Consider the following 12,638-nt stretch of genomic DNA (forward strand, 5'->3'; position numbering starts at 1 on the left):
GGGGTGAGGGATGTGCGGGCGGGGGACCGGCGTGCGGGCCGCAACCGGGCCGCTCGCAGGCGTACAGCGGCTCCTCGTGTTCCCCGGACCGGCCAACGGCTTCCGCCGTTTGGGTCAACTCCCTGCACCAGGCGCAGCGGCGCAGACCTCGGACGGGGTCCCGGAGCGCTGGGGACATGGCCACCGATGCCCCGGGTCTCGGATCGGACATGCCGCCTCCTTCGTGGTGGTCATCGTGTGACGCACCGTATGAAGGGGGCGTGAGGGCAATATTCCTCTCGGTAATAACCGCTGATCAGCGGGTTCGCATTCACTCGTCCAGGTGAAAGCGAACGGACATGCGACGGATCTGCTCCTTCACCGTCGCGCGCTCCGCCGTCCGGATCCTGCGCAGCGTCGCGCGAGCGACCGGATGGTTGCGGATCAGCTGTGGAGCGGTCCGCTCGGCGGCCTCCAGCTCGCTCAGGGCCCGCTCCCGCCGCCCGGACCACAGATATGCCCGGGCCAGATCCATCCGGTAGTGCCCCCGCCGCGACCGGGGCAGCGCGGACACCACTGTTTCCGGGATCTCCTGGTGCAGCAGCAACGCCCGATCGTGCTGCGCCATCTCCAGCTCAACATTCACGCCGTGGATCGCGACGTTGCCCCGGGAGAACGTCAACGAGTGCCGATCGAACGCCAGACGCGGCAGTCGGGAGGCCGCCTCCTCGGCTTCCTCGATCCGGTGCCGGGCCTCGGCCTCCGCTCCAGCGCGCGCAGCGGACACCGCCGCCCGCAGGTGCAGGCTTCCCCACACCCGTACGGCCGCCGCGTCCCCTCGTCGGTACGGCTCCTCCACGGCACGTAGTGCCTGGTCGGCGAGTGCCAGGGAATCGTCCCAATCGGCGGTGGTCCACATGTCCCACACCCGCATCCAGTCGGCCACGGCCGGCAGCATCTCGTCGCCCGAGCGCCGCGCGGCCCAGGACGCGCGCTCACAGCTCATCGCCACCAGCTCGGGGTGCCCGAGGGCGTGCGCGGCGGTGTGCCCGAACTTGCAACCGATGGCGTACACCGCGTACGCCTCTTCCCGCTCCCGGCCGCTCGCGTGCTCCGCCAGGGCCCTGGCTTCCCGCAGCAGCTCCGGAAGCAGCTCCAGAATCCGGGAGTTCGCCGCGTCGTCCCGCAGCCGGTGGAGTACCGCCGTCCTCCGCCACAGGTCGGTGGACGATGGGGGAGCGCCTTCCCACCGGGGTGGCAGGTCGTAACGACGCAGCTCCCGCAGGATCAGTGCCGCCGACTTCTGCCACTGCACGTCTTCGACAGCCGTTGGGTAGGGCCTCTCGATCAGGTCGTTGGGGTGGATGTGCAGTGCGGCGGCCAGTTTGTTGATGACACTGGTGCGGTCCAGCTCCTGACGGCCCTTCTCCACCTTGCTGACCCAACCCTGCGAAAGTCGCAGTTCGGCGGCGAGATCGGCCTGGGTCAGCCCGAGGCGCAACCGAGCGTTACGGACGCGCTGTCCGATCGCCTCGGCCTCGGTGAGCATGATGCGCGGCGGACGGTGCTGGGGCATCGTGGCCTCCGTTCGTCTTGCGGGTCGCACCCCGGACGGTACCCCCGGTCTTCGGGTTGGGATCAGAGCGACGGCTCCAACGCCGCCCGCTGACGGCGTCGTTCCGCTGCGCCGGCTTGCCGATACCGACGGCCTGCCGATCATGACCGACAACCCGCTCCACCCGACTGCCCCGGACCTGGCGTCGTCCTCGCTGCCGGGGGCTTGAAGAATAAGGAAAGTGACCTCAAGGGCATCGATGTCCACGCTCAGGTGGACGACGGCGCGCCCGTCGTTCACGCCAGTGAGCACCGGGTCCTCTCGCCCTCACCACCCTTACGGGGCAACAACAGGCGGCCGTGGTGCCGGATACCTCGCTTCCCGGCTCCCCCTTCCTGGGGCACCGGGAGGGACGACCTCACTACAGCGGCAGGCGCACCGCTTCGGCCAGCTCTCGCATTTGGGGAGTCAGTGTCCGGCGGCGTCGCACCATGCGGCCCATGATGTCCTGCGCGTACCGCTGGTGGGGGAGCCATTGGGGCGCTGCCCGGTGTACGTCCAGGAGGGTTTCCACGGCTTCGCCGTACTGCCGGGTGCGCACCTGGGCGTCAGCCACGTCGAGAAGGTGACGGTTGCGGTGCCCGACAACGGGAGCCAGCTTCCGACCGTTGATGCGCCCGGCCACCTTCAACGCGGCATCGGGACGGTCGCAGATCACCGCGAACTCGGTGCGCTGCATCGCCACGGTCAGCGGTCCCCACGTCCGGGTGCGTCCGGAGGGCTGTGAGCCGTCTCCGCGTGGTTTCTCCCCCGCCCACAGCGCCGCAGCCGCCTCGGCCAGTCGCAGCGCCTGTTCCGCCTCGTCCTCCCGGGCGTCCCGCGACGCCGCTGCGGCCACTCGACCCAGGACGACACCCCAGGCCGCCAGGTCTTCCGGAGTGGCCCGGGACAGCCTCGGCTCCAACTCGTCGGCCCAACGGGCGGCCAGATCCCGGGCTTCGGCGAGGCGTCCCTGCCTCAACAGCAGCCAGCACCGGCTCTCCACCATGTCGGCGGCGGTGGCTGCCCCCTGCACCAACCCGGCCTCCTCCGCCCGGTCCAGCGCGAGGGCGGCGGCATCGTATTGACGAGTCTGAATCATCAACCGCCCCGCCAACAGCAGGACCCGGGCCCGTACCGGCCCGCCGAGCGCGGCGGCGTCCCTCAACAGCCGGGGAAGCATCTCGGCAGCGGCGGCCAAGTCCTCCTTGACCAGCCGCGTTCCCATGGCGTTCAGCGCCCCCGTGACCCCGGCGATGGTGGGAGGCTCCCCCTCAACAGAGCCTTGGGCGTCCGGCTGGAGAAGAGCGGCACGGACCGGGGCCCACGGGGCCTCGGGGTCCGAGTCCTGCGGGGGTTGGTGCTCCGCGACCAACAAGGCGGTGGTGGGAACACCGAGGGCGGCGGCAAGTCGGCGAGCGGTTTCCAGCCGTGTGTCCTGCCGGGCGCCCTGTTCCAGCTTGGAGATCAGGGAGAAGGAGAGACCGGTGGCACCGGCGAGTTCCCGTTGGGTGAGACCCGCGCGCTTCCGCGCTTCGCGAAGACGGTCTCCGAAGGTTTGATCAACCATGGCTTCCACGACTCCCGTTCCATCGGGCAAGAGGTCGCTCCCCGGACGGTATGCCCGATTGTCGGGGAGAACCAACGACCGGACATCGAATGGGCGAAAATGGGGTGCTCATCCCATCGAACACCTCGTCTCTTGCCTTGGTACCCCTGTGCCGGGAGAGAGGCGGGTGAGGCTGAAGGGCTTCGGGCGGAGGGTGGTCGGCGTAGTGTGGGAGCCCCGGATTTCAGCGACTCTCCGGGGTTTCGTGCACTACCGGAGGTCTGCTGAAAAATCGGCTGCCGAGACGGCGACTCGACTGCGCCTGACCTGGACCTTCACAATGGGGTCCTCATCACCCCTGTGAGGGGTACCAACGCACTGACCGGGGTCGCCCCCAACACGGTCCGCGCGTGTCCTCATCACCCCTGTGAGGGGTACCAACGGGAGTCGGCGGGGGTGCCAGATGTACCCCCATCGCGGGTCCTCATCACCCCTGTGAGGGGTACCAACACGTCCTCGGCCGGGGTGTTGGCGGTGAGGTCGGCCGTCCTCATCACCCCTGTGAGGGGTACCAACCCCTGACCGGGCGGCACGACCTCGGGAACGCGAGAGTCCTCATCACCCCTGTGAGGGGTACCAACGCGGGCGGGACACGCCTGTACGGGGGGTGGCGGCGCAGTCCTCATCACCCCTGTGAGGGGTACCAACGCCGTCTTGTAGGGGCTGACCAGGGACGATGCCTCCGGTCCTCATCACCCCTGTGAGGGGTACCAACGTGGTCGCCCAGGGCCTGGGGAAGGTCACGGCTCAGGTCCTCATCACCCCTGTGAGGGGTACCAACTCCAGCCCCCAGGGCAGTTGGGTCGAGTTGTCGGCTGTTCTCATCACCCCTGTTGAGGGATGCCAGCCACGCTGGTACCGAGTGCTCGTGGCGCGTTGTGGCCATGCCTTCCTCACCCGGGAGAAGAAAACCTTCTTCCCCCCTCATGGACCCGGGTCATCCGTTAGGGTCCTCATCACTCCTGCGAGAGACAACGGCTCGGTGGGATGCGTCCTGCTTGTCGGCAGAGCCGGGACGCTTGTCGAGGCGTGGGCGAGGAGCGATTCGAAAGGAACCCTCGAACCAGACCTTCGAGGCTCGAAGGGGAACGTCGGCAAGGGGACGGGGAGGGAACTTGTCGTAGCACGTGGCGATGCCGTGCCGCCCTTTCGGCTTGTTGATCATTTCCTGATGGTGTTCCGCTCCTTGTGGAGGCCGACCGTCGTGGCCGGCGGGCCGACCGCTTCGACTCCCCTCCCTGCGGGGCGCGGTCCGATCCGTTCGGAGCAAGGCCCGGTCGAGCGGTCGAGCGGGAAACCCGGCTGAGACGTGATGACCCGAGGAGTGCAAGGCATGACAGCGGATGCCTTCGAGAAACCGGTTCCGGAATCGGACGCGGGTGGGCAACGACCCCTCGCCCTCCTGGACAGGGCGATCAACGCCCAGAGCCCGCTGGTGCGCAAGAACGTCACCAGGGCCCGCCAACGGAACCCGGAGGCGACACCGGCAGAGGTGATCCGCAACTGGAGCGGATGTACATCAGCGCCCTGACCGGTACGGTGCCGCCGTCGGAGGGACGGCGGCCGCTCCCGGAGTCGGCACGGGAGTCGCACCGGCGCTGTCGGCGGGCGAGGCATTCTCATCCCTCGAACCGAGCGCTCTCTTCACGCTCTCGATCGCCGAGGTCCACGGCATCCCCCTCGATGAGTTGGAGCGCCGCCGAACCATCGTGATGGGCATCATGCTGGGCGGGACCGGTTCCACCGAGCTTCTTCGGCGTTGCCGCTCCAGGGGGAGGACCGCCTTGGCGATTGACGCCATGCGGTGTGGACTGCATCGGGACCTGCGGAAGGTCCGCCAGGACTTCAGGCGGGCGACGCCGCGTTCGACCGGGCACGGGCCGCGGCCAAGGCCCGGTTGCCGGTCCTCTCGGTGGGGGTGAGTTCTTGAAAGGGCCTGCGTTTGCGGCCCGTGGTCAGCCGGCGGCCACCGCTCCGGTAGGCGAGATCGACCAGGAAGGGGACGCCCTGGCGCTCACGGATACCGATGATCCGGTGATTACGGGTGGAAGCGCCGACGCCTCAAGATCATCACGTTGGCGGGCATGTCTGCCCGTCGCAGCGCCATCCACCGGCTGGGTGCAGGGCTCGATGTGGCGTGAGCCGCACTGACACAGATTGTCAAATGATTGATCCTCACGGATCTGGTCGCTGTCCCGGTCCTGCATAGGGTTCCAAGAGGACGACAGTGCGGCATTTACGCACTCGATCTGTTGCCGCGCCGAATGGTCAGGCACATCCATGAGAGAAGGAAACACACCCCTATGCGCGCCCTTGTGGTCGATCACAGTGAGGCCGGGCCCGTCCGGTTCGCCGATGTCGATGAGCCCGTACCATCCACCGGTGAGGCGTTGGTTGAGATACAGCACATCAGTCTCAACTTCGGAGAGCTGAATTATGTGAATCAGTGGCCGGCCGGCGCTGTGCACGGTCACGACGCGGCCGGCGTCGTGGTGCGCGCCGCATCCGACGGCTCGGGGCCGTCCGAAGGTACGCGCGTCGCAGTGGGAATGGCTGCCCACGCGTGGGCGGAGCGGGTGGCAGTCAGCCCCGCCTCGCTCGGCACTGTGCCCCAGGGCGTGGATCTGGCCGATGCCGCCGCGCTGGGGATCGCCGGGGTCACCGCACTCCGGGTGCTGCGCAAGCGTTCCCTGCTGGCGCGCGACGTGCTGATCACCGGTGCCAGCGGGGGCGTGGGGCACTTCGCCGTCCAGCTGGCGGCGCTGGCGGGTGCCCGGGTGACGGCACTCGTCGGTTCGCCGGAGCGGGCCGCCGGGCTCCGTGAACTCGGCGCCGACAGGGTCCTGACCGACTTGGCCGAGACCGGAGACCGGTTCGATCTCGTCCTGGACACGGTCGGCGGCCCGCTGGTGGCCCGCGCGTGGAGTTCTCTCGCCGAGGGCGGCACCATCCACCTGGTCGGTCACTCCTCAGGGCTGGAAACCACGTTCCCGTCAGGGGCTTTGTTCGGCTTCGGCGAGCCCCGCAGCATCGCCACCTACGGCGACATGACGCCGACCGGCGGGGAGCTGACGGACCTGTTGGGCCTCATGGCCGCCGGGAGGCTCTCGGCACCGGTCGGACTTCGAGGCGACTGGCGGGACGTGGGCGACGCCGTCCAGGCGCTTTTCGCGCGGAAGGTGCACGGAAAGATCGTTCTTGACGTGGTCTGAAGCTGCGGACGAGGACACATGCGTCGTCGGCCGTCGGCGGCAGTGGACGAGAATGGACCCATGGATGTGCTGGCGGAGGTCTTGCATGTTTCCGGTGCGCGTGGGGCGCTCGGAGTCATGCTGAAGGCCGGAGGAACCTGGGGCCTGTGGCTGGACTCCTTTCCAGGAGCGGCACTGCACGTAGTGGCCCGCGGGACCATGTGGCTCCACATCACAGGCGGGAAACCTCTTCAGGTGCGGGCCGGAGACGCCGTCCTGGTGTCGCCGGGCATGGCACACGGGATAGCCGGCGGCGCCGGCGTGACGATGGGTTCCTGCGACCGGGAAGAGGCGGCCCGAGCCATTGGCGATGGCCGGGCCCTGAGTCTGGGCTCGGCGCCGGTGGAGACGGAAGTGATCGTCCTGCACTATGAGCAGGACCCGGAGGTGCGCACACCGGTGGTCACCTCCCTCGCTCGGCCGATGCATGTCACAGCCCGAGAGAACGCGCAGCTCGGAAGGACGGTCGAATTTCTCGCTGCCGAGCTCGCACAGCCGCAGATCGGCACCACCGCCGCCATCAACAGCATCGTTGACCTTCTGCTCGTCCAGTTCCTACGCGCCTGGCTGACCCGCCACCCGCAGGAGAAGTCAGGCTCATGGCTGGGAGCGATGCGTGATCCGGTCGTGCGCGACGCTCTGGCATGTATCCACGCCCAACCGGGACACCCCTGGACCACGGAGACCCTGGCCGCCGCGACGAGCGTCTCCCGGGCGACGCTGTCCAGGCGTTTCCGGTCCGCCCTCGGACAGGCGCCGGGCGCGTACCTGACGCAATGGCGCATCGACCTGGCGTCCGTCCGGCTCCGCGATACCGAGGAGGCGGTCGAGTCGATCTCCGGCGCGGTCGGATACGGCTCTCCGCACGCCTTCAGCCGTGCCTTCAGACGTGCTCGGGGCACTGCCCCGGGCGAGTACCGTTCCCGACTTCGCAAGGAATCCGGATTCGGGAGAAGTCAGCATCAGTCGGGTGCCCCCGGGCCCGCATCGGCACGAGGAAGACGCGACATCCGCCAGGGCGTTCCCCTCATGGCCGATCCCGCTTGAAGTCCTGGCGGATCTTCCGCAGATCCTGATGCGGCCCACACCGCATGACGTCAGTCGCCAGGGCGGTCCTCACCCCGGAGCGGCAACGCTGAAGAAGCTCACTCATATGGCCGAAGTCGCCGAGCGGACGGGGCAGCACTGGGGACGGCAGGTGGTTGCCAAGGTGCCCATCGAAACGCTGCGCCAGATCAACAAGATCCTGGGCAAGAACTTCGTCACCAAGTACGGGACCAAGCAGGGGATCATCGTTCTCGGTCGCGTCGCGCCGTTCGGCATCGGTGCTGTGATCGGTGGAGGCGCCAATGCTGCCATCGCCACTTTTACTGTGAGGGCCGCCCGTCGTGCCTTCGGCCCGCCTCCGGCATCATGGCCGGAGACGGTGTGCGACGACGCACCGCCCGTGTCCGAGGACCCGCCCGTCTGATCCGCGTCGCATCGAAGGACGTGGGGTCTGCCGACTTCGCCACCGGGATCGACCACGGTACTCACACCGCGCCATGAACCCCGGACGGGCGGCCCCGCCGAGGTTGGAAAGGTCCGGGTGGGACCCCGTCGGTTCCGGCCGGTCAACCGTTGTCTCCGGTGGTGCGTCGGGACGGGGGAGGCCGCCGGGAACGTTCGAGGGGTGGGGTCACGTGGACGCCTACGAGGAGCGGTTCGGTTGGAACCGCACAACGCTGGGGCTGATGGTCGGGTGCGTGGTGCTGACGGCGGGCTCCTTCCTGCCGGACACTCCCCTGTACATACGGATGCTGGCCGTGGCGCTTTTCGGGGTCGGCGGGATCGTCATGGCCATCGGCTTGTCCAGGGGAAGGTCGCGCTGCGCGTCGATGAGCAGGGCGTACTCCTGAGCAGCAGCCCGTTGTGGCACGCGGAGAGAACCAGCCGGGTGCGGTGGGAGCACATCGCGGCCGTGGTGTTATGGGAGCGGCGCCTGCGGCACTCGCGACTGCTGTACCTGGGCCTGGCCCGCCACTCGGTGACCACGGCGTTGTCGGGGTGGGGAGATGAACCCTCCATCGAGAAGCAGTGGCCCCGGGCTCACCTTCCGCTGCCTCCCATGGAGGTGAGTGCGCACGTGAACGGTTGGCGGCTGGACGAGGCCCGTCTCGCCGACGTCGTGGCCCGGTTCGCCCCGCCGGGTGTGCGGGTGATCGACACCCGGGGGAAGTGATCCACCCGGTAAAGGTGAGCACGACGGGGCTCCGGTGCCCGTGGGGCGCCGTCGGTCCCCGGGGGATGGGGTCCGTCCGATCGGCCCGGTCGTTGTTCGGGCCTGTACAGGCGTAGCCCACGACGTTGGAATGGGGCGGGTGCGGCTTCGTCGCCTTCGGCCGGTCGGTCACCTTGGCGACGGGGGTCCCGAGGCGTCGGGCGAGGCCGTCGGGAACGTTCGAGGGGTGGGGCCGGTGGAGGCGTACGAGGAGCGGTTCGGGTGGGACCGCAAGACGCTGGGGGTGGTGGCCCTGTGCGCCGTGTTCGTCGGACTGGCCTCCCTGCCGGGAATGCCGATCGTGCTGCGCGTACTCGTCTACGCGCTTTTCGGGGTCGGCGGGCTCGTGATGGTCTTCGTCGCGTTCAGCCGGAAAGTCGCGTTGCGGGTGGATGAGCGGGGGGTGCTGCTGGGCGGCAGCCCGTTGCGGTACTCGGCGACCACCGCCCGGGTTCGGTGGAACACGATCACGGCCGTGGTGTTGTGGGAGCAGCGCCTGCGACACACGCGACTGCTGTACGTGGGTCTCGCCCGTCTCCCCGGAAGCCCGCCGCTGCCGGGCCCCGGGCGTGGACTCGATCCCCCGATCGTCGGGGCCCGGTCGGTGGGTCACGTACCCCCGGAGGTCCTGGCGGCGAGCGTGTGCGTGAACGGTTGGCGGTTGGACGAGGCCCGTCTCGCCGCCGCTGTCGCGCGGTTCGCCCCGCCGGGCGTGCGGGTGGTCGACACCCGGGGGAAGTGACTCGCCCGGCAAGGGTGAGCGCGAGTCCTCATCGCCCCGGTGAGGGGTACCCACGCGGTCCTGGCGCCACCCGCTTGCGCCGCGAGGGGTGGGTGCCTGCCACCGACGCGGGTTACACGGTGGTGGCCGATCCGGAGGGAGACAGGCTCCGCCCGGACTCGGCGACGGGGAACCGCACCCCGGTGAGGTCTTCGGAGACGGCCCACAGTCGTTGCTGGACGGCTACGTCGTACGACTGTGGGCTGGAGGTGACCAACCGGGGGTGGCCCTTGACCTGGTTGCGTCCGTCGGGGCCGTAGTACTGGCCGCCGAGCGCGGCGGGATCGGTGGCGGCGCGCAGGGTCGGCAGCGCGCCCATCGCCGGTGTCTGGGTGATCAGCGGCGCGAGTCGGGTGAGCGGAAGCCGGAGGGCCGCGGGGGTGTTGCGGGCGAGCTCGGTGTTGGACATGCCGGGGTGTGCGGCCATCGCGACGGTGGTGCCGTGCGTGGCGAGCCGGCGCTGCAGCTCGTAGGTGAACATGAGGTTGGCCAGTTTGGACTGACCGTAGGCGGCGACCCGGCTGTACGACCGCTCCCATTGCAGGTCGTCGAAGTGGATCGCGGCTCGGATGCGGTGGCCGGTGCTGGTGACCGTGACCACGCGCGAGCCGGGCACCGGGAGCATCAGGTCCAGCAGCAGCCCGGTGAGTGCGAAGTGGCCGAGGTGGTTGGTGCCGAACTGCAGCTCGAAGCCGTCCCGGGTGGTCTGCTTCGGGGTGTACATCACGCCGGCGTTATTGATCAGCAGGTCGATCCGGTCGAGCCGGGACCGCAGAGCCCCCGCCGCGGTTCGGACGGATTCGAGCGAGGTCAGGTCCAGCGCTTGTACGGTCACGTCGCCGGTCATGCGGGCCGCGGCCTGCTCGCCCTTCTCGACGTTGCGCACGGCGAGTACCACGGAGGCCCCGCGCTCGGCGAGTGCCTTGGCGGTCTCGTACCCCAGGCCGGTGTTGGCCCCGGTCACCACGGCCACCCGCCCGCGCTGGTCCGGAATATTCGCCGTCGTCCACTTCTCGCGCATGTCGGGCTCCCACCTGATTAAGTACCGAAGGTATCTTGTACTCCCGACGCTAAAGTACCCCAGGTACGTTGTCAACGTACCGGTGGTACCCAAGCTAGGCTGGTGATCGTGAGTTTCCAGCGGGCGCGAACCGAGGAGCAGCGGGAGATCCGCCGACGGGCGATCCTCGACACGGCCTCGGCGATGCTCGATGAGATGCCCGTGGCCTCGGTCACCTTGAACGAACTCAGCCGCCGGGTGGGGCTGGCGAAGCCGAACGTGCTGCGTTACTTCGAGTCCCGCGAGGCGGTGCTGCTGGAACTGCTGGACCGCTTCCTGCGGGAGTGGCTGACGGAACTGGCGGACGAGTTGGCCGCGGGCGTCGACGAGAAGCTGCCCATGGCCGAGCGGGCGACGGCGGTGGCCGGAATTCTCAGCGGCTCACTCGCCGGCCGAGTGGTGTTGTGCGACCTCTTCGGTGCCCAGGGCGGCGTCCTGGAGCACAACGTCTCCGTCGAGGTTGTCACACGCTACAAGCGCGCCTCCCTGGACCGCCTGACAACCATGACCACCCTGATCCGGAGGTATCTGCCGGAGCTGGGCGAGAACGCGACGCTGTTCAGCCTGCAAACCATGGTCATGGCCGGCGCGCTGTCGGCGTACAGCACCCCCCCGCCCAGCCTGCGGGCGGCCTACCGGGCCGAGCCCGATCTCGCCCGCTTCCACCTGGGGTTCAAGGACTCCTTGAAGCCGGCCCTGACCGCGACCCTCCTGGGCGTGCTGCCCCGTAACTGACCCGTGTCGCACGGAACAGGCGAAAACCTCTGTACTTCTCGCGCGCTCGGACGGTGGGGGGCCGGGGTGCCCGAACCGGGGGTGCCGCGTGTGTGGCCTGATGCCCGGTACCGCGACACCACGGGGCGCCCTTGCGGTGGCACATGCCCTGAAGTTCTCATCGCCCTTGTCATCGCCCTTCTGGAGGGCGCCAACGAGACCGTCATGAGGTGCCGGAGGGGCCCGGCACCGGTCCTCATCATCCCTGTGAGGGGCAAGGGCAGGCCAGGAGGGAAGTTCTTCCCCGGGTGTCGCCGAGGTGGGATTCAAGCGTTCTCCGGCGGCGAGGTCGATGCGGGGGCGGTGGCGTGGACGCGCTCGGTGAGGAGGTGGGTGCACTCCCGGCAGGCGGTCAGTGGGACCCGGAGGGGACCGTGTTCCACCGTGCCGAGCCACTGCACCGGGAGGTCGTCCCTGCCGCACCACAGCCAACAGGTTCCCCGGCGCCACCGGTCGGGGGAGTGCTCGCGCACCATCGCCGGTGGGCGTATTCGCCCGGTCATCGCGCCCGGCTCCCGAAAGGGTCGATGTCGGCTTCGCGGAAGGCGGTGAGGCGGGTGCGGGTGGTCAGCCAGAGGCGTTCGCCCTCTTCGAGGTCGAGGCGGACGCCGGTGTGGGTGCGCACCACGTCCACGATCCGCATGGGGACCCCGCCGATGATCACCCGGTCCTCGACGCGGGCGGTGGTGCGGGTCAGGGACACGGTCTGCAGGTGATCGGGCAGGGGGCCGGGGGACCGGTCGGGCTCGGGGTGGTTCACAGCCACCGTCCGGGGACGGCCCGGTAGGGGCGGGTGATGATCTCCCGGTAGGTCAGGTGGTCGGGATGGGCCCGCAGGTGGGCGAGCATCCAGCCGGTGAGGTGTCCGCCGCCCTCCCCGGTGGGCCCGAGGCGTCCGCACACCGCGCACTGCCCGGTGAAGGCGATGGGCTCGGCGTCCGGTTCGAGATCGGGCTCGATGGTGTACTCGCGCAAGCGGAACACCCCGGTCGGGGTGTCGGTGCCGGGCCGCCCGGGCGGGGCGGTCACCGGTTCCCGTCCGCGCACAGCGGGCAGTGCCACATCGGCGCGCCCTCACCGCTCTCCCCGACCTGGCGACCCTCCTGGGTGAGGGTGGAGCAGGCCGCGCAGCGCACCAGTGCCCGCACCGGCCGGGTCCCCGGCACCGGGAGCGGTGGCGGGGTGTCGGCCAGACCGGCGGCGGCGTCCGCCAGGTCCTCGCGTCGTCGGCGTTGCTGCGGGGTGAGCCGGCGGGTCGGCGCGTCATTGCGCATGGAAACTCCCGTGATGTGACGTGTACGTTCAGTCACTCATCACGCTAGGGCGGGTG

The 12,638-nt window shown here is 69.3% G+C and carries 14 protein-coding genes, 2 pseudogenes and 1 CRISPR repeat array; of the genes and pseudogenes, 8 read left to right on the top strand and 8 right to left on the bottom strand.

The features are described 5' to 3' along the window. Positions 1–310: 310 nt before the first annotated feature. A complete protein-coding gene (locus tag FNQ90_RS03445) occupies positions 311–1,528 on the bottom strand; it encodes a helix-turn-helix domain-containing protein (protein WP_182604912.1) in 1,218 nt (405 codons plus the stop codon). A gap of 427 nt (positions 1,529–1,955) precedes the next feature. After that, positions 1,956–3,143: a helix-turn-helix domain-containing protein gene (locus FNQ90_RS03450; RefSeq protein ID WP_182604900.1), complete on the bottom strand. Its 1,188-nt coding sequence runs from the start codon at positions 3,141–3,143 to the stop codon at positions 1,956–1,958. A gap of 324 nt (positions 3,144–3,467) precedes the next feature. Then, positions 3,468–3,963: a CRISPR direct-repeat array (repeat unit 30 nt; unit sequence GTCCTCATCACCCCTGTGAGGGGTACCAAC). 552 nt (positions 3,964–4,515) lie between these two features. On the opposite strand from FNQ90_RS03450, the gene FNQ90_RS27005 reads away from it, so the two are divergent. Continuing rightward, a complete protein-coding gene (locus FNQ90_RS27005; RefSeq protein WP_228470827.1) occupies positions 4,516–4,713 on the top strand; it encodes a hypothetical protein in 198 nt (65 codons plus the stop codon). Between the two features lie 225 nt (positions 4,714–4,938). On the opposite strand, the pseudogene FNQ90_RS03460 reads toward FNQ90_RS27005, so the two are convergent. Next, positions 4,939–5,231 (bottom strand): annotated as a pseudogene (locus tag FNQ90_RS03460) (transposase family protein); the annotation flags it as partial. A gap of 254 nt (positions 5,232–5,485) precedes the next feature. Here FNQ90_RS03460 and FNQ90_RS03465 point away from each other — a divergent pair. The 6 genes and pseudogenes from FNQ90_RS03465 (at position 5,486) to FNQ90_RS03490 (ending at position 9,435) form a co-directional block, all read left to right on the top strand. Then, positions 5,486–6,394, top strand: a complete 909-nt coding sequence (locus FNQ90_RS03465; protein WP_182604901.1) for a zinc-binding dehydrogenase — start codon at positions 5,486–5,488, stop codon at positions 6,392–6,394. A gap of 60 nt (positions 6,395–6,454) precedes the next feature. Next, positions 6,455–7,375: pseudogene (locus FNQ90_RS03470) on the top strand (cupin domain-containing protein); the annotation flags it as partial. Positions 7,376–7,586: 211 nt separating this feature from the next. Beyond that, positions 7,587–7,904 (top strand): hypothetical protein, encoded by a 318-nt coding sequence (locus tag FNQ90_RS03475; protein WP_182604903.1) that lies wholly within the window; start codon positions 7,587–7,589, stop codon positions 7,902–7,904. Between the two features lie 211 nt (positions 7,905–8,115). Then, positions 8,116–8,331, top strand: coding sequence for a hypothetical protein (locus tag FNQ90_RS03480; protein ID WP_182604904.1), 216 nt, complete (start codon positions 8,116–8,118; stop codon positions 8,329–8,331). A gap of 38 nt (positions 8,332–8,369) precedes the next feature. Beyond that, positions 8,370–8,654 (top strand): hypothetical protein, encoded by a 285-nt coding sequence (locus tag FNQ90_RS03485; protein ID WP_182604905.1) that lies wholly within the window; start codon positions 8,370–8,372, stop codon positions 8,652–8,654. A gap of 235 nt (positions 8,655–8,889) precedes the next feature. After that, complete coding sequence (locus FNQ90_RS03490) at positions 8,890–9,435, top strand: hypothetical protein (RefSeq protein ID WP_182604906.1); 546 nt, start codon at positions 8,890–8,892, stop codon at positions 9,433–9,435. A 112-nt stretch (positions 9,436–9,547) separates the two neighbouring features. Here FNQ90_RS03490 and FNQ90_RS03495 read toward each other — a convergent pair whose 3' ends face one another. Then, positions 9,548–10,495 (bottom strand): SDR family NAD(P)-dependent oxidoreductase, encoded by a 948-nt coding sequence (locus tag FNQ90_RS03495; protein WP_182604907.1) that lies wholly within the window; start codon positions 10,493–10,495, stop codon positions 9,548–9,550. Between the two features lie 108 nt (positions 10,496–10,603). Between FNQ90_RS03495 and FNQ90_RS03500 the strand changes: the two genes are divergently transcribed. Continuing rightward, complete coding sequence (locus tag FNQ90_RS03500; RefSeq protein WP_182604908.1) at positions 10,604–11,269, top strand: TetR/AcrR family transcriptional regulator; 666 nt, start codon at positions 10,604–10,606, stop codon at positions 11,267–11,269. Between the two features lie 305 nt (positions 11,270–11,574). Here the strand turns inward: FNQ90_RS03500 and FNQ90_RS03505 are convergent, their stop codons facing one another. Genes FNQ90_RS03505 through FNQ90_RS03520 form a run of 4 tightly spaced genes read right to left on the bottom strand, consistent with a single transcriptional unit; the run spans position 11,575 to position 12,582 of the window. Then, on the bottom strand, positions 11,575–11,811 hold the full coding sequence (locus FNQ90_RS03505; protein ID WP_182604909.1) for a hypothetical protein: 237 nt from the start codon (positions 11,809–11,811) through the stop codon (positions 11,575–11,577). After that, complete coding sequence (locus FNQ90_RS03510) at positions 11,808–12,068, bottom strand: hypothetical protein (protein WP_182604910.1); 261 nt, start codon at positions 12,066–12,068, stop codon at positions 11,808–11,810. Before FNQ90_RS03510 ends, FNQ90_RS03505 begins: the two co-directional genes overlap by 4 nt. Beyond that, positions 12,065–12,337: a DUF7848 domain-containing protein gene (locus FNQ90_RS03515; protein ID WP_323379758.1), complete on the bottom strand. Its 273-nt coding sequence runs from the start codon at positions 12,335–12,337 to the stop codon at positions 12,065–12,067. The genes FNQ90_RS03510 and FNQ90_RS03515 overlap by 4 nt, the downstream gene beginning before the upstream one ends. Continuing rightward, on the bottom strand, positions 12,334–12,582 hold the full coding sequence (locus FNQ90_RS03520) for a hypothetical protein (protein WP_182604911.1): 249 nt from the start codon (positions 12,580–12,582) through the stop codon (positions 12,334–12,336). Before FNQ90_RS03520 ends, FNQ90_RS03515 begins: the two co-directional genes overlap by 4 nt. Between the last annotated feature and the right edge of the window lie 56 nt (positions 12,583–12,638).

It is taken from the genome of Streptomyces alkaliphilus, from assembly GCF_014141535.1.
In the GTDB taxonomy this organism is placed as follows: Bacteria; Actinomycetota; Actinomycetes; order Streptomycetales; family Streptomycetaceae; genus Streptomyces; species Streptomyces alkaliphilus.

Coding starts and splice junctions, on each gene's coding strand:
- FNQ90_RS03505 (WP_182604909.1), bottom strand. CDS start 11,811: ATGACCGGGCGAATACGCCCACCGGCGATGGTGCGCGAGCACTCCCCC.
- FNQ90_RS03450 (WP_182604900.1), bottom strand. CDS start 3,143: ATGGTTGATCAAACCTTCGGAGACCGTCTTCGCGAAGCGCGGAAGCGC.
- FNQ90_RS03465 (WP_182604901.1), top strand. CDS start 5,486: ATGCGCGCCCTTGTGGTCGATCACAGTGAGGCCGGGCCCGTCCGGTTC.
- FNQ90_RS03475 (WP_182604903.1), top strand. CDS start 7,587: ATGGCCGAAGTCGCCGAGCGGACGGGGCAGCACTGGGGACGGCAGGTG.
- FNQ90_RS03520 (WP_182604911.1), bottom strand. CDS start 12,582: ATGCGCAATGACGCGCCGACCCGCCGGCTCACCCCGCAGCAACGCCGA.
- FNQ90_RS03495 (WP_182604907.1), bottom strand. CDS start 10,495: ATGCGCGAGAAGTGGACGACGGCGAATATTCCGGACCAGCGCGGGCGG.
- FNQ90_RS03445 (WP_182604912.1), bottom strand. CDS start 1,528: ATGCTCACCGAGGCCGAGGCGATCGGACAGCGCGTCCGTAACGCTCGG.
- FNQ90_RS27005 (WP_228470827.1), top strand. CDS start 4,516: ATGACAGCGGATGCCTTCGAGAAACCGGTTCCGGAATCGGACGCGGGT.